General features: G+C 55.4%; 16 protein-coding genes and 1 pseudogene. 8 read left to right on the forward strand and 9 right to left on the reverse strand.

Annotation, left to right across the window (positions count from 1 at the left end; all coding sequences use genetic code 11):
* Positions 1-37: 37 nt before the first annotated feature.
* The 6 genes from BUB13_RS07960 to nikR form a co-directional block, all read right to left on the reverse strand.
* Positions 38-409, reverse strand: a complete 372-nt coding sequence (locus tag BUB13_RS07960) for an FHA domain-containing protein (protein WP_072907627.1) — start codon at positions 407-409, stop codon at positions 38-40.
* A gap of 38 nt (positions 410-447) precedes the next feature.
* Entirely contained in the window at positions 448-1,179 is a 732-nt protein-coding gene (locus BUB13_RS07965) for a Stp1/IreP family PP2C-type Ser/Thr phosphatase (protein ID WP_072907629.1), read from the reverse strand.
* Positions 1,176-3,560 carry a CHASE2 domain-containing serine/threonine-protein kinase gene (locus BUB13_RS07970; protein ID WP_072907631.1) on the reverse strand — a complete coding sequence of 795 codons (2,385 nt, stop codon included), beginning with the start codon at positions 3,558-3,560 and terminating at the stop codon, positions 1,176-1,178. The genes BUB13_RS07965 and BUB13_RS07970 overlap by 4 nt, the downstream gene beginning before the upstream one ends.
* A 181-nt stretch (positions 3,561-3,741) precedes the next feature.
* Positions 3,742-6,654 carry a sensor domain-containing protein gene (locus BUB13_RS07975; protein WP_072907633.1) on the reverse strand — a complete coding sequence of 971 codons (2,913 nt, stop codon included), beginning with the start codon at positions 6,652-6,654 and terminating at the stop codon, positions 3,742-3,744.
* 3 nt (positions 6,655-6,657) lie between these two features.
* Entirely contained in the window at positions 6,658-7,440 is a 783-nt protein-coding gene (locus BUB13_RS07980; protein ID WP_072907635.1) for a substrate-binding domain-containing protein, read from the reverse strand.
* Positions 7,441-7,583: 143 nt separating this feature from the next.
* Positions 7,584-8,003 carry a nickel-responsive transcriptional regulator NikR gene (gene nikR, locus BUB13_RS07985; RefSeq protein ID WP_072907637.1) on the reverse strand — a complete coding sequence of 140 codons (420 nt, stop codon included), beginning with the start codon at positions 8,001-8,003 and terminating at the stop codon, positions 7,584-7,586.
* Between the two features lie 345 nt (positions 8,004-8,348).
* On the opposite strand from nikR, the pseudogene BUB13_RS07990 reads away from it, so the two are divergent.
* A pseudogene (locus tag BUB13_RS07990) lies at positions 8,349-10,513 on the forward strand (ribonucleoside triphosphate reductase).
* Positions 10,438-11,214, forward strand: a complete 777-nt coding sequence (locus BUB13_RS07995) for an anaerobic ribonucleoside-triphosphate reductase activating protein (protein ID WP_244151851.1) — start codon at positions 10,438-10,440, stop codon at positions 11,212-11,214. Before BUB13_RS07990 ends, BUB13_RS07995 begins: the two are co-directional and overlap by 76 nt.
* Before the next feature lie 129 nt (positions 11,215-11,343).
* Here BUB13_RS07995 and BUB13_RS08000 read toward each other — a convergent pair whose 3' ends face one another.
* The gene (locus tag BUB13_RS08000; protein WP_072907639.1) at positions 11,344-11,604 is read right to left on the reverse strand and encodes a cytochrome c; all 261 of its coding nucleotides are present in this window, start codon (positions 11,602-11,604) and stop codon (positions 11,344-11,346) included.
* A 106-nt stretch (positions 11,605-11,710) separates the two neighbouring features.
* Positions 11,711-12,043, reverse strand: coding sequence for a hypothetical protein (locus BUB13_RS08005; protein WP_072907641.1), 333 nt, complete (start codon positions 12,041-12,043; stop codon positions 11,711-11,713).
* A gap of 206 nt (positions 12,044-12,249) precedes the next feature.
* Between BUB13_RS08005 and murI the strand changes: the two genes are divergently transcribed.
* The 6 genes from murI (at position 12,250) to BUB13_RS08035 (ending at position 19,803) form a co-directional block, all read left to right on the forward strand.
* On the forward strand, positions 12,250-13,044 hold the full coding sequence (murI, locus tag BUB13_RS08010) for a glutamate racemase (protein ID WP_072907643.1): 795 nt from the start codon (positions 12,250-12,252) through the stop codon (positions 13,042-13,044).
* A gap of 18 nt (positions 13,045-13,062) precedes the next feature.
* Entirely contained in the window at positions 13,063-13,716 is a 654-nt protein-coding gene (locus BUB13_RS08015; protein WP_072907645.1) for a GerMN domain-containing protein, read from the forward strand.
* A complete protein-coding gene (locus tag BUB13_RS08020; protein ID WP_072907647.1) occupies positions 13,709-16,117 on the forward strand; it encodes a homocysteine S-methyltransferase family protein in 2,409 nt (802 codons plus the stop codon). Before BUB13_RS08015 ends, BUB13_RS08020 begins: the two co-directional genes overlap by 8 nt.
* A gap of 151 nt (positions 16,118-16,268) precedes the next feature.
* Entirely contained in the window at positions 16,269-16,847 is a 579-nt protein-coding gene (locus BUB13_RS08025; protein WP_072907649.1) for a hypothetical protein, read from the forward strand.
* Positions 16,848-16,896: 49 nt separating this feature from the next.
* Complete coding sequence (locus BUB13_RS08030) at positions 16,897-18,387, forward strand: sensor histidine kinase (protein WP_072907651.1); 1,491 nt, start codon at positions 16,897-16,899, stop codon at positions 18,385-18,387.
* Positions 18,388-18,432: 45 nt separating this feature from the next.
* Positions 18,433-19,803 (forward strand): sigma-54-dependent transcriptional regulator, encoded by a 1,371-nt coding sequence (locus BUB13_RS08035; RefSeq protein ID WP_072907653.1) that lies wholly within the window; start codon positions 18,433-18,435, stop codon positions 19,801-19,803.
* A 65-nt stretch (positions 19,804-19,868) separates the two neighbouring features.
* Here BUB13_RS08035 and BUB13_RS08040 read toward each other — a convergent pair whose 3' ends face one another.
* Positions 19,869-21,014, reverse strand: a complete 1,146-nt coding sequence (locus BUB13_RS08040) for a diguanylate cyclase (protein ID WP_072907655.1) — start codon at positions 21,012-21,014, stop codon at positions 19,869-19,871.
* Positions 21,015-21,082 lie beyond the last annotated feature (68 nt).

Here is a 21,082-nt window from a genome sequence, read left to right on the forward strand (position 1 = left end):
CATGATCTGGAGGCGCTGGATTTCAGCTCTGTTGCATTCAGCGGTTCTTTTCCAGTAATTCCTTCTGCCTCTTTGTGTCGAGCACCATGGTTTCGTCGAACTGGGCGGGTTGGGACGCTTTAGCGCCAAAGCGAAAATGCAGCTGGTGTTTGCCGATGATGATCCTGTCCCCGTCGAGCAGTTCGTATTTGTCGATCTTCTTCTCATTGACGAAGGTGCCGTTGGTGCTGTTCAGGTCCTCAATGAAGTAGGCGTTCATCACTTTTTTCACCACTGCGTGGAAACTGGAGACCGCCATATTGTCGATCTGGATATCGTTTTTCGGGTTGCGGCCAATGCTGACCTGCTCGTTTTCGGTTTCATAACTGGCCAGTGTGGCGTTTTCATACCTCAATTCGATCTGTAACATTTTCTCCTCCATCGGTTGTGTTGCGACTTCTCATTTGTTTATGCGACGCTGACCAGAACTGCGGTGACGTTATCTTTGCCGCCTGCGTCCAGGGCGGCTGTGAGCAGTGTTTTACACGCTGACTGCGGACAGTTGTCTGCGGCCAGGATTGAATCGATCCGGGTGTCGGGCAACATACCGGTCAGGCCGTCGCTGCAGAGCAGAAACAGATCGTCTTCCTGCAGTGGTTCGATTCGCTGGTGGATGTCGAGCTGTTCCGAGACACCGATCGCCTGCAGGAGAATGTTGCGCAGGTTTGATTGTTCCGCTTCGGCTTGATTGAGCACGCCCCGGCGCAGCTGATCGGCTACCAGGGTCTGGTCTTCGCTGAGCTGCTCGAGACGGCTGTTGCGGCGTCGATAAAGGCGGCTGTCGCCGACATGCGCCAGGTGCGCCTGCTGCTGGCGCAACAACAGAATGGTTAAAGTGGTGCCCATCCCTGACCAGCGCGGATTTTCTGTCGCTGCCTGCACGATTGTGCGGTTTGTCTCGTTGACCGTGTCGGCGAGCAGGCTTTGCAACTGGTCGTCGGTTGGCGCTGTTGTAAGGTGCTCGGCAAGTTTTTCGCGCACGATTTCAACCGCCATTCTGCTGGCGACTTCGCCAGCGGAGTGCCCGCCCATGCCGTCGGCAACGATAAACAGACCGAGCTGCTCATCAAGGAAGAAACTGTCCTCGTTGTTGCTGCGCATCAGGCCGGTGTCGGTGATTCCGTGGGCGCTCAGGATCATCCGTTCTCCAGTCTCTGTTGTAGCTCTTCCAACGCGTTTGCCAGGACCCCGGCGCTTTTAAAGCGACGCGTGAGAGTCTTTTGTAGCAGCTTGCCGACGATCCGCTGGCAGTCGCCCGGCAACTGCGGGCAGACTTCGCCAAGCGGCCGGTAAGTGCAGTTGGCGATATTATACATCAAGGCACCCATGCTTTCGCCCTGGAACGGTTTCTCTCCGCTGAGCAGTTCGTACATCATGACGCCGAGGGAGAAGAGATCGGAGCGGTCGTCGACCTTTTTGCCAGCGACCTGCTCCGGTGACATGTAGCTGGGGGTGCCGAGGATCACGCCGGTTTCGGTCTGCGAACTGGAGACCATCCGGGCGATGCCAAAATCGGCAACCTTGATCTGACCATCGTCCAGCAGGATGATGTTGGCCGGTTTGATGTCGCGGTGTACGACACCCTGCTGGTGGGCGTAGTCGAGGGCCTGGGCAACCTGCTTGAGGATCTGCACCACCCGGAGCGGTTCCAGCAACTGTTGTGGCTGGCAGTAGTCACTGAGGGTTTTGCCGTTGAGCAACTCCATCGCCAGATAGGCGAGGTCATTCTCTTCGCCGACATCGTAGATGGTGACGATTTTCGGGTGGTTGAGCTTTCCAGCGGCTTCCGCTTCCCGGAAAAAACGCTCTTTCACGGCCTGCAGCTGCGCTGGTTCCACCAGTGAGTAGGCGAGAGTTTTGATCGCCACCTCGCGGTTGATTTTCGGATCGATGCCCAAGTAGACCGTTCCCATCGCTCCCTGGCCCAGCTCCCTCTCGATCCGGTAACGGCCGAGGGTCGGTTTTTCACCGGGTCGGTCGAGGACGATGGTCGCATCGGGGCGTTGTGGTGTAACCGAACCCTGCTCTCCGGCCTGCAGGTTTTTGATCCGCTCTTTGATGTCGCGGAAACGGCCGTTGGCGAGCAGGTGCCGATATGCGGTCAGCGCCTTGTGCGGCATCCGCTTACGCTCGAAATCGAGCCCCAGGTTGTAGAGCATCTCTTTGCTGGCGGCGTCGCGCGGAGCAAACTGCAGAAATTTTTCCAGCGCCTGATCGAGGTGCCCCTGCTCCTGCAGGTTGAGCGCCAGTTGACGGTGGTTTTCGAGCAGCCCGCGTCGCAGGTTACGGCGACCGACGTTCCAGCGGACGATGCAGAAACCGATGCCGCAGAGCAGCAGGGCGGGGGCTATTCGCAGCCAGTGGCTGTAGATGACCAGGCTGGCAGTGGCCGCCAGCACCCAGCCGATAAAGAACAGGCCGAGGGTCAAGCTGCCTGCACGGGCGCTGAGGCGTGGGGTAAGCAGGAGCAGCAGCACTAGGAAGTAGGCCAACACCAGGGTTTCCACCAGCCAGGCCCAGGCCGGGTGGCTGGGCGGGCTTTCCGCGACCAGGGTCGCGGTCGCTAACGCGGCCAGCTCGCTGGTGCTGTGTGAACTGCGGGTGGCGAGCGGTTGCTGGTCGGCGAAGCGCTCACTGCTGCCGAGCAGGACCAGCTTCTGTGCCAGGTTCTGATCATCCAGTTCACCGGAGAGCAGTTGGCTGACGCTGTATTTCAGGTAGGGAGTGCCGCGTCCGGAGAGGTCGAGCAACAGTTGATAGTCGCGGTCGATTGAGGTTTGCCAGGTGCGGAAGCGCAGCGTGCCCGGCAACTCCCGTGGCGGCAGCTGCAGCTCGCTGGCTTGCTGTTGCAGGACCAGCTGCAGAGGGACAGAAGGGAGCAGCCTGCCCTGACTCGGAAGCAGCAGCGGGTGACGGCGAATGCGGCCATCGGCGTCGGCAGGAAACTGGAGGTGGCCGAGAGTTGCCTTTGCGAAGGGTGGTGCCGGGGGTAGAAAATCGGTTTCCGGCAGCGGATTGAAACGTTCAACGGCCAGTGGATTCTGGCGTAGCAGCAGGAGCTGTTTCGGTCCCGGCAGGGATGGCGGCAGTGGCAACAGGCTCTGCTCTGTCAGTTTGGCGGAGACTGTCGCGGACTGCAGCGGTTCGACCGGGAGAACCGGGTCGAGCAGTCGCAGTTGTTCGGTGAGGAGTTGATCGGTGTCTGGATCGCCGCTGAAGCTGAGCGGTGTCAGCAGGGCCAGTTGCCGGACACCCAGCGCGTGCAGTTTTTTCAGAATGCGGAGCTGACCTGCGCGGGAGGGGAGTTCGTCGCCTAGTGTTGCGCGGCTCTGCTGATCGATTGTCAGCAGCACGACTTGCGGGTTCATGCTGGTGCCGCGCAGCGCCAGCAGGCGATCATAAATCGGCAGCTCCAACCGTTGCAACAGGGGATAATCGGTCAGGGAACCGGCCAGTATCGCCAAGGCCAACAGCGGACAGAGCAGCCAACTGGATGTCAGAAGTTTTTTTAGATGACGCATCAACCCTCCCGAGCGGGTTGTTGGATATGCAACATTAAAAAATAATCATACAGGATTTCTTTTCGCAAGGGCAGTGTTTTCTTTGCCGCGAAGCAATGATCTCTTTGCATCTGGACACTATGACAGTCCATATCTGTCCATGGATGAGAAGCTAGCCGCGAAATATGTTTCCGCCGCTTGATCAGCTCTCGCCCAGCAGCAGCTCGGCCTGATCGGCCGGTAATGGGCGGCTGATAAGGAACCCCTGGCCTTCGTTGCAACCCAGGTCCAGCAGGTATTTGCGCTGCTCTTCGGTTTCGATTCCTTCAGCGGTGATCTGCAGGTTGAGGCCGTGACCAAGGGCGATGATCGCTTTGGTGATCGCTTCATCTTCCGGGTCGGCAAAGATGTCGGAGACGAAGGAGCGGTCGACTTTGAGCCGGTTGAGCGGCAATCGCTTCAGGTAATTGAGCGATGAGTGACCAGTGCCGAAATCGTCGACCGACAGCTCGACACCGAGTTCGCGAATCCTCATCATCACTGCGATCGCCTGTTCCGGGTGTTGCATGATGAAGCCCTCGGTGATCTCCAGTTCAAGCACATCCGCCGGGCAGCCGGTCTCTTCCAGGACTCTTGCAACCACCAGGTGCAGATCTTTCTGCTGAATCTGTCGCCCCGACAGGTTGACGGCGATCCGCGTTAGGCGGTAGCCCTGTTCGCGCCAACGCATGAATTGCTCACAGGCAGAGCGAAGAACCCATTCGCCGATCGGGATGATTAGCCCGGTCTCTTCCGTCAGCGGGATGAACTTGTCGGGTGGGATTAGCCCCAGCTCCGGATGCTGCCAGCGGATCAGGGCTTCAAAGGCGACGATGTTGTTGCTCTGCAAGTCGATCTGTGGCTGGAAGTGCAGGATCAGCTCCTGCCGCTCCAGCGCCTGGCGCAGAGAGCTCTCCAGCGAAACCCGCTCCAGCGCGGCCTGAGTCAGTTCCGGTGAATAGACGTGGTAGCGGTTTTTTCCAGCTTCCTTTGCTTTGTACATGGCGGCGTCAGCGTTCTTCAGCAGGTTTTCCACCGAGGTGCCGTCCTGCGGGAAAAGGGTGATGCCGAGGCTGCAGGAGAGATAGAGCTGGTAATCCTGAATGCTGGTCGGTGCCTGCAGTTTTTCCAGTACCTGCCCGGCACAGTAGATTGCATCGTGCGGCGAGTTGATCTGGTCCATGATGATAATGAATTCGTCGCCGCTGACGTGGGCAACGGTATCGACCTCACGGATCTCTTTCTGCAGCCGCTTGGCTACCTCCAGCAAAACCTCGTCGCCGGCGGTATGGCCGAGGCTGTCGTTGATGTTTTTGAAGTTGTCGAGGTCAAGGTAGAAGACCGCGCCCTGGCTGCGTTCGCGGATCGTCCGCTGAATTGAATGTTTAAGCCGCGCGTTCAGCAACAGGCGGTTGGGCAAGCCTGTCAGCGGGTGGTGATGGGCCAAATGCTCCAGGGCTTCCATCGCCTCTTTGGCTGATGAAATATCACTGAAGACGGCGACATAGTTGCTGATCTCGTCATTATCGTCGTAAATGGCATTGACGGTCAGCCATTCAGGGTAAATGTCGCCATTTTTGCGTTTGCTCCAGAGTTCTCCCTGCCAGCGTCCGGTCTCTTTAAGCTCTTGCCACATTCCAGCAAAGAAGCCGTCATCCTGGTTTTCGGCACGGAGCAGATTCGGTTTTTTACCGATCACTTCTTCTTTACTGTAGCCGGTAATCGTGTGGAACGCCGGGTTGACAGAAAGGATGGTGGTCTTCGGGTCGGTGATAATGATCCCCTCTGTGGTGCTCTCGAATACCTTGCCTAAAAGCTTCAGGTTTGCTTCCTGAGCCGACAGCTCTGTGATGTCCTCAGTTCGCGAGACAATACCTGTGACTTCACCGCTCTGATCCCGGTAAGGGGTGAAAGTGACCTTGACCCGGCGCTTGCCTTTTTTCGGGAAGACGATGTCGGGCTGGAAGCTGACGACTTCGCCGTCGAGGCAATAGTCGAGCATTTCCCTGACTTTTTCCTGGTACAACTGCTTGCCGATAACTTGGCTGATGTGCTTGCCGACGAAGGGACCGTGCTCTTCGCCGAAATAATTTACAAAGGTGCGGTTGACAGCCAGATAGTGATGGTCGGTGCTGAAGAAGGTGACCAGATCTGTGTCGGTGGAAACTATCTGTTCGTAGCGCTGCAGTTCCTGGGTCCGTTCTTCGACCTGGTCTTCCAGGCTTTCGTTGAACGCCTGGATTTCTGCGTGACTTTTGTGCAGCTCCGTTTCGGTTTTCTTTAGCCGCAGAATCGTATTTTCGAGGATTTTATGATTCTGCAGGCTCTGTCGATAGATAAAACCGATCAGCAGCAGGACCGTCGCTGCAATCAGGCTGCTCCATTGAAGCTCTTTCTTGCTGTAGCTTTGCTGGATCCGTTCGCGTTGATGCTTGAATTTCTGCAGTTCCAGGGTCGCTTCGTAAGCGAGTCGGTTCGCCGCTTCGGTCATCCGTTGAATCTGCGCCGCCGCCTTTTTATTCATGCGGGCAACCTTCAGGGCTGCTTCGCGGATACCGGGCGCATCTTTGGTGTTGAGGATGCGGTTACGGTCGGCTGTCGCCTCGATCGCTTCTTCGATCAGTTCTTTTAAATCGAGCAACTGTGGTCGAAGGGTGAGGATAGACAGGTTGTAGCTCTGTGGGTCCTGTTGCTGGTATTCGATACGATAGCTGCCGGCATCCTGCTCAGGCAGGTTCAGTGGCAGCTTTCTGGTCAAGACACCGCCTTGACCTAGGGTGTCGAGGGCGAAGTTCAGCTCCTGTATCAAACTGTGCATCTGCTGTTTGAGCAGCTGCTGTTGCGCTTCATTTTTTGAAATGATGGTGCTACTGAGAAGGTTGGCAATGCGGGCAAGGTCGGTAATCAGCAGTTGGCCCAGTTCCTTCTTGGCAGAGGCGTTTTCCTGCTGCTCTCCAAGCTCCGCTGCGAGCTTGTCGGTTCGATCATGTTGCAGGGCAAAGAAGAGATAGCTGCCACCTACGATGCAGAGGATCAGGATCAGGGGGAGCAGTTTTTGAATTTTTTTCAACTGCATTATTTACCGTCCCAGACCAAAATCGGCAAAAACAGCATGACCTTCGTCAGATGCAGCGAAGGCCATGAAACTTCTTGCCAGTTCGCTATGCCGGGAATATTGCAACAGGCCAAGCAGAAGCCGATGCTCTGGGGCAATTTCCGGGTCTAATTCGATTGCATCAACCGAATAGAGGTTCTCCGGCCAGCGAACGGTTGCCAGCCAGTTTAAGGCCAGATCGGCTTTGTCGCTACGGATCGCTTCGCTTAAGCCTTTAGAGTCGCTGGTCAGGTAAAGGGTGCGGTCGATGGCCTGATGGTAAATACCTGAAGCGGAAAGAATACGTTCGGTTTCCTTGCCGATCGAGCTGCTATCAGGTGAGCCGAGAACCGTCCGGTAGTGGGCTGAGAGCAGATTGTTGATATCGGCGCTAATGCCGAGGGGGTTGCCTTTGGCGACCACTAGAGCGGCGCGATTGCTGCCGACCACAACTGCGTCCGTCACCAGATTGCTTGAGCGTGCCTTTTCGATATAGCTTTCGCTGCCCGGCAGGTAAAGGTCGCCGGCGCGGTTAACCAGAATGCTGCGGTAAAGGTTGCCGGAGCCGCCCTGTATCATCTTTATCTGGCAGTTTTCCTGCTGCTCAAACCGGTTGGCAATTTCACGCACAGCCTTACCCATGGTAAAGCCGCAGTAAATAAGCAACTCCGGCTTTTTTTCTGGTTCAGGCAGTTGTTCCTGGCAGCTGCTGGCAGTGAGCAGCAATGGAATAAGAGCGAGCAGTAGAAGCTTTTTGGGGTTAAACATCGGCTCAGCGTGTTCCGTTTTGGAGATATCTGTAATCAGTGAGACATTAGATAAGAATATTAGCGCAGTATAAGGCCAATGGGGTTTGATTTATACTGTTTTAATGTTTGTTGCCGCGGGTTGTCATGCCGGGCGAGTCAAGGTTAGCGCAGGTTGCGGCCGGTGGTGGTGGCGACCAATTTGCCGTGCTTGACCCCCTTGGTGCCGATCAGTTCGTCGGCGATCCGCTTGACCCGGCTGGCAGGCCCTTTGATGACAACCACTTCGAGGCAGTGGTGGTGGTCGAGATGGACATGCAGGGTGGAGATGATCTCTTCGTGATGAGAGTGCTGGTGTTCGGTCAGTTTGTCGGAGAGATCGCGGGTGTGATGATCGAAAACCAGGGTGACCGTGGCGACGGTCTGCTGGTTGTCGTCGGCCCATTCCTCTTCCACCAGCGCTCCGCGGATCAGGTCGCGGATTGCCTCCGAGCGGTTGACGTAGCCTTTCTGGTTGATCATTTCGTCGAACTGGCCGAGCAGGCTCTCGTCGATAGAAATTCCAAAACGGGTCAGGTCGGCCATGTCGGTTTTCCTTCGTCAGAAATGTGAAAAAATCTAATTTTTAGTATGAGAAAAAAGCTCGAAATTGGTTTAACACATGCCGCACAACAGGGCAAGAAAGTAACAAAGATTGCCTGCTCTTAGCATTTTTATCCACAGCTTGGGCACAGGGAGTTTAACAAGATGTGGTGCTTAATGAAAAAATAATCTACAAGATATAGTGTTTTTGTCTTTTGACTTCCGGATATCTTGTGGTAGCCTCCTTTGCAATGCGTTTTGTTATGAATTGATCCCAGTGGGCCGCCGTTTGCGGCAGACATTTGTTTTTTTAAATTAAAGATCGAGGTTGGTCAGGGAGGCTCTCAAGTGATTGAGTTTATCCGCAAGCGGGACGGTCGCCTGGTTCCGTTTGAAGAGCAAAAGATCGCTCAGGCGATCATCAAGGCGGTTCAGGCTGTCGGCGGCACTGATATGCAGAAAGCAGCCGACATCACCCGACAGGTCAGCGGTATTCTTTCCGTCCTCTACAAAGACGACCGGGTGCCGACGGTGGAGAACGTTCAGGATCTGGTGGAAAAGATCCTAATCGAAAACGGCCACGCCCAGACCGCAAAAGCCTACATTCTCTACCGCAAGCAGCGCGGCGAACTCCGCGAAACAAAGGAGTTCATGAAGCAGTCGATCGAAGCGATCGACTCCTACCTGGTGCGTGAGGACTGGCGGGTCAACGAGAACGCCAATATGGGCTATTCGTTGCAGGGGCTGAATAACCACATCGCCGCCAACATCACCAGTAATTACTGGTTGAATAAAATCTACCCGGAAGAAGTGGCGAATGCCCACCGCGAGGGCAGCTTTCATATCCACGACCTCGGCATGCTGTCGGTTTACTGCTGTGGTTGGGACTTGAAAGACCTGCTGCTGAAAGGTTTCACCGGTGCTTACGGCAAGGTGCAGAGCGCCCCAGCCAAGCACTTCCGCAGCGCGCTGGGCCAGATCGTCAATTTCTTCTACACCCTGCAGGGGGAGGCGGCTGGAGCTCAGGCGTTTGCCAACTTCGACACCCTGCTGGCGCCTTTTATCGCCTACGACCAGCTTGCTTACGACGATGTCAAGCAATGTCTGCAGGAGTTCATCTTCAACATGAACGTGCCGACCCGCGTCGGTTTCCAGACTCCGTTCACCAACATCACCATGGATATGATGGTCCCCTCAAACATGGCGGACGAGGCGGTGGTGATCGGCGGAGAACTGCAGGACCGCTGCTACGGCGAATTCCAGAGCGAGATGGATCTGCTAAACCGCGCTTTCTGTGAAGTGATGATGACAGGCGACTCTTCGGGGCGGATCTTCTCCTTCCCGATCCCGACCTACAACATCACCCGCGAGATCGATTGGGAAAGCGATCGACTGCAACCGGTCTGGGAGATGACCGCCAAGTACGGTATCCCCTACTTCAGTAATTTCGTCAACTCCGACATGGACCCTGAAGATGCCCGTTCCATGTGTTGCCGTCTGCGTCTCGACAACCGCGAGTTGCGTCGCCGCGGTGGTGGCCTGTTCGGCAGCAACCCGCTGACCGGTTCCATCGGCGTGGTCACCCTTAACCTGCCGCGCGCTGCCTACGAGGCCGATTCGGTCAGCAGCTTTTACGATCGCATCAGCCAGCTGATGAAGATCGCTTTCGAGTCGCTGGAGCTCAAGCGCAAGCAGCTGGAACGCCTCACCGACGATGGCCTTTATCCGTACAGCAAATTTTACCTCAGCGCGATCCGTGAGCGCAGCGGCAGCTACTGGGATAATCATTTCTCCACCATCGGTCTGATCGGTATGAACGAGGCCTGTCACAACCTGCTCGGCTGCGGCATCGATAGCGATGAAGGCCAGTCATTGGCGCAGGCGACTCTCGACTTCATGCGCAAGCAGCTGGAAGTTTATCAGGAAGAGACCGGTCACCTTTACAACCTGGAGGCGACCCCGGCTGAGGGCACCAGCTTCCGGTTGGCCAACCGTGACCGCGAGCTCTATCCGGATATCGTCACTGCTGGTACTGACGAACCCTACTACACCAACTCGACCCAGCTGCCTGTTGGTACGACCGAGGATATATTCGAAGCACTGACCCATCAGGATACCATGCAGACGCTTTACACCGGTGGCACCGTTTTTCACGGCTTCCTTGGTGAGCGGCTCGATGACTGGCGCAGTGCACGGTTGCTGGTGAAACGGATTTCAGAGAATTTCCACCTGCCGTATTTCACCCTCAGTCCGACTTTCACGATCTGTCCGGTGCACGGTTATATCACTGGCGAACATTTCTCCTGCCCGCATCATCATGATGATGAGCAGGCGGCCTAACCTCAAAATGAGAAGAAGGAGTGCTTGACATGGCCAAGTGTGACGCAAAAACAGAAGTCTATTCCCGTGTTTGTGGTTTCTTCCGTCCGGTTCAGCAATGGAATCGTGGCAAAAAAGAGGAGTTCAAGGATCGCTCCGAGTACAACCTGGCCGCAAAGGAGCAGAAAAGCTGAGCGAGATCTCGATCAAGGGCTTTCAGGGGACCAGCCTGCTCGACTTTCCCGGTCGTGTCGCATCGCTGGTGTTTACCGGCGGCTGTAACCTGACCTGCCCTTTTTGTCATAACCCCGGATTGGTTCTCGATCCGGGGAGCTTTCCCGACTATCCGATCGACCAGTTGCTGGCAGACCTGCAGAAACGTAGCTCGTTTATCGACGGGGTTGTCATATCGGGCGGAGAACCGACCCTCGATGCTGGTCTGCCGGCATTTTTACGGCAGCTCAAGCAACTCGGCCTGCAGATCAAGCTCGACACCAATGGTTTGCTCCCTCAGGTGATCGAGGCTTTGCTCGATGAAAAGTTGATCGATTACCTGGCGATCGATATCAAAACGACGCCAGAGCGCTATTCAGAACTGCACACCCGCCCGGTTTCGCGTGATGGCCTGCTGCGAAGCATCGAGCTGGCGAAAACTGCAACCATTGAAGCGGAGTTCCGCACCACCTGTGTCCCCTGTCTGGTCAGTGATGCTGAAATCGAGCAGTTGGGTGAACTGCTGCAGGGGGCTCACTTGTGGGTGTTGCAGCAGTTTGTGCCAGAACATTCGCTGGAGCAGGAATGGCAGGAATTCGACAGTTACCCGAAAGAAAAACTGGAGAATTTCGCCCGGACGGCGGAAGGCTTTGTTGAGCGGGTTCTGCTGCGGGGGATTTAATCTGCGCCGCAGTTGCGTCCGGGGGCTCTTATAGCTTTTGCTGGAGCAAAGAGATCGTAGAATTAAAAGCAAACAGCCGGTGCGCAATTACGCGCACCGGCTGTTTTTTCTGATATCGAATACCGCTGGCTAGTTAACAATAATCTTATGGCAGAACAGGCAGCGGTTCTTTGGCGGGTGCTCGGCCGGGAAGGGAACGCCGCCGTCATCGTAGTGGCACTCGCCGCAGAATTTCTCGGCGGCCTTTTTTCCTTCAGCTTTGACGATCGTGTAGAAGCGCTCGTGATTTTCATCTTTCGGCACTCGCGAGGTGCTTTCTTCGGGGGCCATCCAGAGCACGCCGATGATGAGCAGACCTCCAAGAATCAAAAGAATATCCCGCTTTTTCATACCTAAAATCTCCAGACGCCGCTTGCGGCGGTTATCGTTAGTTGATGCGCTAAAGAGTTACTGATATTGCACTAGGGTTGCGGTTGTGGTCAATCCTCTGGCTGATTTATTCAGATTTGATAAACAGCAGGTAGATAAAAAGTCCGATGACCAGCGCGCCGCCGCCGACCAATATGTAGATGCCGCCGCCGGAAATCCCTTCGGTTCCGGTGCCTTGCGCTACCGTCCACGACAGCGCCAGGGCGAAGCCGCCAATACCGACAATAAAAGCGGCGATGGCCCGCAGTCCGAGGAAGTAACAGATCAGTGCAACCGCAGCGAACCCGCCGAGGAACCATGGATTGTTGCTCAGGTCAGCAACATTCCAGGCTTCCAGTTGCTGCATGATATTGTCGGTGCGGAAGTTGGTCATGAACTCTTTGAAGTCTTCCCAGGTCATATGCCGTTTCCTCGTATCGATTCTGTATGATTTTTCAGGTTAAAAAACAATAAGAAATACATATTAGCAGATTAATAGAATCGAGGGCCACGATAAATTCACAAGCGCCCGTAAATCTTGACTTTACAGCGCAGCTTCAATAGGATGACGCCCTTGGTTCAGCGGGCTTTAGCCCGCTTTTTTCCAGACCAGTTCAAGGAGCTTTTGTGCGTTATCGGGCCATCGGTATTTTTGACTCGGGTGTTGGCGGCCTGACCGTCTGCAAAGAGATTATTCGCCAGTTGCCGGGTGAAAACCTGATCTATCTGGGTGACACCGCAAGGGTGCCTTACGGAACCAAGAGTGCACAGACTGTTGAGCGTTATGCGCTGGAGGCCGCAAGCTTCCTGGTTGAACAGGGGGTCAAGTTACTGGTGGTCGCCTGTAATACTGCTTCTGCCGTGGCTCTGCCGGCGCTGCGTGAACGTTTCCAGTTGCCGGTCATCGGGGTGATCGAGCCGGGGGCGCAGCGTGCTGCCGACAGCCGCAACCGACGTATCGGTGTTATCGGTACCGAAGGCACCATCAACAGCGGGCGTTACGAAGAAGCGATCCGTGCTAGGGTGCCGGATGCGAAGGTGCTGACCGCGGCCTGCCCGTTATTCGTCCCGCTGGCGGAAGAGTGCTGGTCCGAGCATGAGGTCGCACGCTTGACGGCAGAAGAATATTTGCAGCCGTTGCGGCAGGCAAAGGTCGATACGCTGGTGCTCGGGTGTACCCACTATCCGCTGCTGCGCAAAACCATTCAGCAGGTGATGGGACCGGACGTGCTGCTGGTCGACTCTGCTGAAGAAACGGCTCGTGCAGTCGCTGACCTGTTTGCCGAGCAGGGGCTGGCTCTGCCGGAGCTTGGTGGCCGGCGCGATTTTTATGTAACCGACGTTCCGACCCGATTCGAGCGGGTCGGGCGTGCGTTCCTCGGCCGCGAACTGGGCCGGGTGCAGCAGGTGCAGATCGGCTGAGGCCGACGGAGAGAAACGATGAAGAAAATTCTGCTGATCTTAGCCGGCTTGCTCGTGGTCGGCATTGTTGCCGGTTACGGTATCGGCTGGCTGCTGCAGCAACAACAGCAGCAGTCGAGTGAGCGGATTCCGATTGTGATTGAGCCGGAGTTGACGCCGCGCGAGGTACAGCTTTATTTCGCCGGCCCAGAAGGCGATCACCTGCAGCCGGAAGCGCGAATGATCAAAGGCTGCGAAGATGATCGTGACTGTATCCGCAGCTTGCTGGAAGAATTGCGGCGCGGACCAGAGCTGGAGCTGTTGCCGGTGATACCGAGTCAGACCGGTATCCTCGATATCGAACTGGAGAACGACCTGGTGCGGCTAAATTTCTCCAAGCAGTTTAGCGACTTCCATCCCAGTGGCAGCCTGTCGGAACTGCTGACCGTTTACAGCCTGGCCAACAGCCTGAGCGAAAACTTTCCTTACCTGCGGCAGGTGCAGATCCTGATCGATGGGCAGGTGCAGCAGACCTTGAAAGGGCATGTCCGTATCGATCAGCCAGTTTACGCCGATTTCAGCTACAGCAACCCGCTTGTTCGCGCACCGCGGGTGGATGCTATGGACGGGGAACTGTTGGAGTCTTTGATCGAATCCCAGTTGATAGAAAAAGAGGTAACAGAGAATGAATAAATTCCTGCAGGCAATCGAACAGCGGGTTCTGGTTCTTGACGGGGCCATGGGAACCATGCTGCAGGAGCGTGGCCTGGCGCCGGGAGCTTCGCCCGAAGGGATGAACCTGGAGCAGCCGGAGGTGGTTGAAGCGGTGCACCGCGAATATGTCGATGCCGGGGCAGATATCATCGTCACCAACACTTTTGGCGGCAATCGCCCTAAGTTGGCCAACTACGGGCTGGAAGAGCAGGTGCGTGAGATCAATATCGCCGGGGTTGAAATTTGTCGGCGCGCGGCAAAAGATAATACTTTCGTTGCTGCTTCAGTCGGACCCACCGGCCGCTTTCTCGAGCCGGTGGGCGACGCCACCTTCGACGAAATGGTCGAGATTTTCAGCGAGCAGATTTCCGCACTGGCCGAGGCGGGCGCGGATCTAATCACTTTTGAAACTTTTCTCGATATTCGCGAACTGCGCAGCGCGATCATCGCGGCGAAAGCGGTCTGTGACCTGCCGCTGCTGGCACTGATGACCTTCGATGATGGCGGGCGCACCGTGCTCGGTACCCCACCGGAAGCTGCTGCCGTTACTCTCGACGCTCTCGGTGTTGATGTTATCGGCTCCAACTGCGGACTTGGCATCGATGGTATTTACGACATTCTGGAAAAGATGCGCAGCGTCACCAGCCTGCCGCTGATCGCCCAGGCCAACGCCGGTCTGCCGGAGTTGCGTGATGGTGTGACTGTCTTCCCGGGAACACCGGAAGAGATGACCGCTTACCACCAGCGCCTGATCAAACTCGGCGTTCGGGTGATCGGAGGCTGTTGCGGTACGACGCCGAAACATATTGCCGCGATGCAGCAGGCCCTGGCCGACTATGATCAGCAGTGGCAGGCTCCAGCGCGCAAATGTTTCCTGTCCAGTCGCACTCAGGTTGCCGAAGTCGGAGGCAAGGCCGCCTGTGCGGTGATCGGCGAGCGGATCAACCCGACTGGCAAGAAGGGTTATACCGCCGAGCTGCGGGAAGGCAAGACGGCTTATATTCGTCGTGAAGCGCAGCAGCAGGTGGAGGCCGGTGCTAATCTGCTCGATGTCAACTGCGGTGCCCCCGGCGTTGACGAGCCTGCCGCGCTGGAAGCTGCCGTTTTTGCTGTCAGCGGCGTGACGGGAACCCCGCTGGTTCTCGATTCCTCAAGCCCGGAAGCTCTGGAAATGGGCCTTAAGGCGGCTGACGGGAAGGTGCTGATCAACTCGGTTTCCGGCGAAGAGAAAAGCCTTAAGGCGATCCTGCCGCTGGCAAAGAAGTATGGTGCGGCAATCATTGGCCTGGCCCTCGACGGTAAAGGGATCCCGGAGACCGCTGCCGATCGCTTAGCTGTGGCGAAGCTGATTCTGGAGCGGGCATTGGAGCTTGGCATCCCGCGCGAAGATGTCATCATCGACTGCCTCACCCTGACGGTTTCCGCTGAGCAGAAGCGGGCGGCGGAGACCCTGCAGGCGTTGCGGGTGGTGCGCGACGAGCTGGGGCTGGCAACGGTGCTTGGAGTAAGCAATATCTCTTTCGGTCTGCCGAGCCGCCCGGTGCTCTCATCGGTCTTCTTCACCATGGCGCTGGAGGCCGGGCTGAAGGCGGCTATTATCAATCCCAAGGATGAACGGATGATGGATGCCTTAAGGGCTGCCAAGGTTCTGCTCGGGCAGGACGAACGAGCTGAGAGCTATATTGCTCACTACGCTGACCAGGTTGCCGCCCCTGCCGCTGCATCGGTGCCCGACGATAAACCGCTGGGGATTCGCGAGCAGCTGACCAAGGCAATCATCGGGGGGGACAAGGACGTTGTCGCCGGGTTGGTTGAGCAGGCGCTGAGTGAAGGCCTGGAGCCGATGCAGATCAGCAACGAAGGTTTGCTGCCCGGTCTGGAAGAGGTCGGCAGACGTTTCGGCAAAAACCAGATTTTCCTGCCGCAGGTGATGCTTTCGGCTGAAACTATGCAGACCGCGTTTAACCGACTGAAGGAAGAGATCCGTGGGCAGGAGCTTGAAAGCCTCGGCAAAATCCTGATGGCGACGGTCGAAGGCGACATTCATGATATCGGCAAGAACATTGTCTGCACATTGCTGGAGAATCACGGTTTCGAGGTGATCGACCTGGGCAAAAATGTTCCGGCAGCGAAAATCATCGATCAGGCGCTGAAGCATAGGGTCGATGCCGTCGGACTGTCGGCGCTGATGACAACGACCCTGCAGCAGATGGATGTCACCATAAAGGAATTGCGCAAGGCGGGAGTGAAGGTTTTTACCATGGTCGGCGGTGCGGTGGTGACCGAGAGCTATGCGCAGGAGATCGGTGCTGATCTTTACGCTGCTGATGCATTGGAAGCGGTGGCAAAAATCAAGCAGCTTTTACTGGCTGATGGTTAAACGCTGGATCACGCCGTTAGAGAGCTGAAAACGTTATTTCGCGGTGAATATTCTGGTTTCGAAAAAACCTTTTCTTTCAAGAAGATAATTGATTTGTTCCGCCATTTCGCGGTATAACTTTATATTCTTTTAGAAAATTTTGAGGTTTTGCATGATCGTTGGTTTCAATCACAACATCAGCTACAAGGGGGTCGGCTTTCATGTCCAGACAGAGGACAGTGGAGTCAAAAGCCCGCAGCTGGTGACTCTGCTCTATCATGCCGGGACCATTATAGCCTCGAAAAAGACCGTTTATGCCGACATCTTAAAAGTCGAAAACCTGAGTCAGGTCGTCGAGGACCTGGCGAAAGAGCAGCATAAAGGGATGCTGCGTCGCTTGACTCAGGGTGAATTTGATGATCGGATTATCGCGCTGAAAATTCCGATCGAAGGTGCGCCGCCGGCCAAGTCGGAGCAGGCACCCGAAGTTGAAACTACGCCGCCGCAACCCGAGGCGATCGAGGAAGCGGAGATCGTTGCCCCGGTCGAAGAGCCCCCTGCTGCAGGGATTATTGCACCACCGGAAGAGGATCTTTCGGCTGTGGAACCCCAGGCAGAACCCTCTGACCCGGAAAAATTTCTTGATGAACCTCTGGTTGACAAGCTGCGTCAAAGTAAGCAGAAAGTGCGTCGTGAGCCGACCCTGGATGACCTGATCTACGCCTACCTGACCGGGGCCGATAAATGCTAAAGCAACTCTCAAGTCAAATGTCTGAAGTTTTTACCTGTGGAGAAATTCCTTGTTCAATAGTCTGATCAGCCGAATCATCCTGCTGAACGTGCTGCTGTTGATTATCGGTGTCGGGACCTTTGCCATGTATCACCTGCAACGTGAGCAAGGGCACCTGATCGATGTCAACCGGCAGAATGCCGAGTTGCTTCTGAATACCATTGAGCGGTCCATTTTTCACTCCATGTGTACCGGTAACCAGGCCAATGTTCAGGCAATTCTGGAAAAAGTCGGGAGCAGCCGCGAGTTGCTGGCGGTGCAGATCTTCGGTCCGCAAGGAACGATTCTGCGTTCTGCTCGCCCGGAAGAGTTAGGTACAGCCATCAATCAACGCAACTTTGATCTCTTCCAAAGCGGTAATCTTGAAGGTTATTTCGAAACGGAAGATGGAGAGCGGGCAATTACCAAGCTGCTGCCGATTATGTCGGATGGTCGTTGCGTCGAGTGCCATGGCGAGAAAGGCGGAGTTATCGGTGTTCTGAATCTCGATTTCTCATTGCTGAATATGTATGACCAGTTACGCACCACCAGTGAAACCTTTATCGTTTCGACGCTGGTCAATCTGATTGCTTTGACCGCCGGTATTGCCCTGATTATGACTCGCCTGCTGCGGCGCCCCTTGCGGCAGATCAGTAAAGGAATGGCGAAGGTCGAGGCGGGAGATCTCTCGGTACGCATGCCGGAACGCGCGAACGACGAGGTTGGCCAGCTGATGTCCGGCTTCAATTCGATGGTCCGCAATTTGGAAAATGCCCAGACCGAGTTGCAACAATATCATTATCAGCAGATGGAGCGTGCCGATCGGCTGGCGTCTATTGGCGAGATGGCCGCCGGTCTGGCCCACGAGATCAAGAATCCGCTGGCCGGTATCGGTGGCGCTATCGATGTCCTGGCTGACGATTATGAAAAGGACGATCCGCGGCGCGAAGTGATGTCGCAGATTCAGAAGCAGATCAGCCGATTGAACAGAACCGTGACCGACCTGCTCTATTTTGGCAAGCCGGGCGAGCCGGAGTTCAACTATGTCGATATGAACAATCTGCTCAAGCAGACCCAGTTGTTTATATCGCAGCACCCGGAAGCGAAGAATATCAACTGGATTGAAGAGCTCACCCGCGATCTTCCGCTGGTCTGGGCTGACCAGAAGCAGCTGCAGCAGGTGTTGCTCAACCTGATGATCAATGGCCTGCAGGCGATGAGCGGCGGTGGGGTGATGACGGTGCAGACGGAACACGTCGAACTTGAGGGGCGCGACTGGGTCAAAGTCGATATCAGCGACACCGGTCCGGGTATCCCGCAGGATCAGCTGAACAAGATTTTTACCCCGTTCTTTACCAGCAAAACTGAAGGGACCGGGCTTGGGCTGCCGATCTGTCGTCAGCTGATGGTCCGTAACGGTGGCAAGTTAAGCGTGACCAGTGAGCAGGGGAAGGGGGCTTGCTTTACCCTGCTGCTGCCGGTGGCGGAAAATCAGGAAGCGGTTGAGCTGAAGCAGGATTGATAGCGGCTGCTTAGCCGAAAATGAACAATGCGAGGAGCAGATCCCGTGCGAAAAAACAAGATACTGGTTGTCGATGATGAACATTTGATTCGTTGGTCCCTTGACCAGAACCTGAAGAAGCAAGGTTACGATGTTGTGACCGCAGGTTCCGGTGAGGAGGCGATGCGTCTGGTGCAGGAAGAGTCTCCCGACTTGATGCTGCTCGACGTGCAGCTGCCCGGCATGAACGGTATGGAAGTGCTGGAGAAGGTCAAGGAAACTGAAGAGGATATCATCGTTATCATGGTCACCGCTCTTGGTGTGCTGGAAACGGCGGTTAAGGCGATGCGCCTGGGGGCTTACGATTACATCAACAAGCCGTTCAACCTGGATGAGCTGGCGATCGTTATCAAGAAAGCTCTGGAGACTCAGGAGCTGAAACGAGAAGTTGCCCAGCTACGTTCCACGCAGCCGACGAAATTCAGCATCAACAAGATCATCGGCGAGAGCGATGAGCAGAAGCATGTTATCAGCATGATCCAGAAAATCGCCCTGAGCGATGCCGGGACCGTGTTGATCCAGGGCGAGAGTGGGACCGGCAAAGAACTGGTGGCGAAAGCGATTCACTATGAAAGCTCGCGCGCCGACAAGCCATTTATGGCGATCAACTGTGCTGCGGTGCCTGAGACCCTGCTTGAAAGCGAGTTGATGGGGCATGAAAAGGGTGCATTTACTGACGCCAAAAGCCAGAAGAAGGGCTTATTTGAAATGGCTAATGGCGGCACCGTGTTCCTCGACGAGATCGGCGATATGCCGCAGGGAATTCAAGCCAAGCTGCTACGGGTTCTGGAGGATCGCGCGTTCCGTCGTGTCGGTGGGACCAAGGATATTCATGTCGATGTACGCATCATCTCGGCCACGAATAAGGATCTGTTGGCTGCGATCAAAGAAAAAAGTTTCCGTAACGACCTTTACTATCGGCTGCAGGTCATCCCGATTTTTCTTTCGCCGCTGCGTGAGCGGAGGAAAGATATCCTGCTGCTGGCGCATCATTTTATCGACCTGTTCAACAAGGAGTTCGGCAAGTCGGTGCAGGACATCTCCGAGGATGCCGAGCGTTTTCTGCTCGAGTACGAGTGGCCGGGTAATGTGCGCGAGTTGCGCAACGTGATCGAGCGGGCGATCATTTTGGAGAATGAAAGAATCATGCGGCTTGAACATCTGCCGCGTGAACTGGTGTCGCAGACTGAATCGCCGGAGTCCGGAAAAATGAACTTCAACCTGCCGCCGGAAGGGATCGATATCGAAGATGTTGAGCGGGAATTGATCCGCCAGGCGCTGGAGATGGCAGAAGGCAACCAATCAAAAGCGGCGAAGAAGCTGAACCTGGGGATCGATGCCTTCCGTTACCGGATGAAAAAGTTCAAGTTTTTGTAGGCGGTTTCTGGACATATAAGCTATCAACGCCCCTGCACCTGTTCGTGCAGGGGCGTTTCTTTTAGTCAAGCGTTGGTGCTTTGCTGGGGCCGGTCGAGCGGTAGAATTTCGCCGACGAAGTCGGGTTGAGGTTGGGCGAACTCGATGCCGAGGAGAAATCCTCCCCGCTTGCCGCTGCGCCGGACATGGCGTACCTGGCCATTCGTGTAGTGGTCGCTTGGCCAGAAAGGGTATGGAAAGCGCAACTTCAGGTTACTGCCGATAACTGCCGGGGTCGAGCTTTTCAGTAAAATTCCTGTGTGGCTGATGTCCGCGCTGAGGGCATTTTTGAAGTTTCCACTTTTGTTGTCGAAGATTTCAACAATGTTGTTGATGCTGTGACGAGTAATGTGGCGGGTTTCATTCTTGCCGGGAACAATCTTATTGCGATTCAGCTTTGCCTGGTAGAGTTTACTGTCCGCCTGAGCGATCAATTCATTGCCGGTCATCCCCGCGGCCGGATAGCTTACGATCCCGCCGCTGATTGTCAGGGTGCCTTTGTCTAACCTCTCCTCTCCCGCAAAAGAGTTTTTTTCAACCGCTGCGCGCACCTGCTCTGCAAGTTGAATCGCCTGCAGCAGGTCAGTTTGTGGCAGGATAACGGCAAACTCTTCTCCGCCATATCGCGACACTACGCTATTTTCCGGAAGGGTCGCACAGAGTGTCTGTGCCACTTGTGCCAGTGTTTGGTCGCCACGCAGGTGCCCGCAACGATCATTGAACTGTTTAAAGTGGTCGAGGTCGAGCAGAAGTAGTGAAAAGGCGGAGCTGCTTTTGCGATGTTCCTCGACTGTCTTTGTCAACTTGGCCTTGAAATAGGCCTGGTTGTAAAGGTTGGTCAGTCCATCAGTAATCGCCTGTTGCTGCAGGTTACGCAGCTCACTTGCTTCAATTATGAGCGGGTTGTCAAGCAAGTCAGTGCGGCCGAGCAGGTAATCGAGAATAACCGAACGCCAGTTCAGGCGCACGTTTTCTTTGCTGAACTGCTTCATCGCCGCCCGCCAGATGGCGGTCGCTTCCTGGACACTGAACTCTTTGTTGAGCAGGTTATTTAACAACCTTTGAAAAATATCTTCGCCGTAACTTGCTGAGAGATATTCGATGCTTGAGCCGGGTTCATCAGCTTTGACCCCTCCGGCCAGATAGAGGTCAAAGGTCTTGCAATCGGACATGCTGGGGAATCCCTCCAAAAGTGCTACCAAATCGGACATGGTGATTTGGCTGCTATTTTAATGAAATA

The organism is Malonomonas rubra DSM 5091, assembly GCF_900142125.1.
GTDB classification, from domain to species: domain Bacteria; phylum Desulfobacterota; class Desulfuromonadia; order Desulfuromonadales; family Geopsychrobacteraceae; genus Malonomonas; species Malonomonas rubra.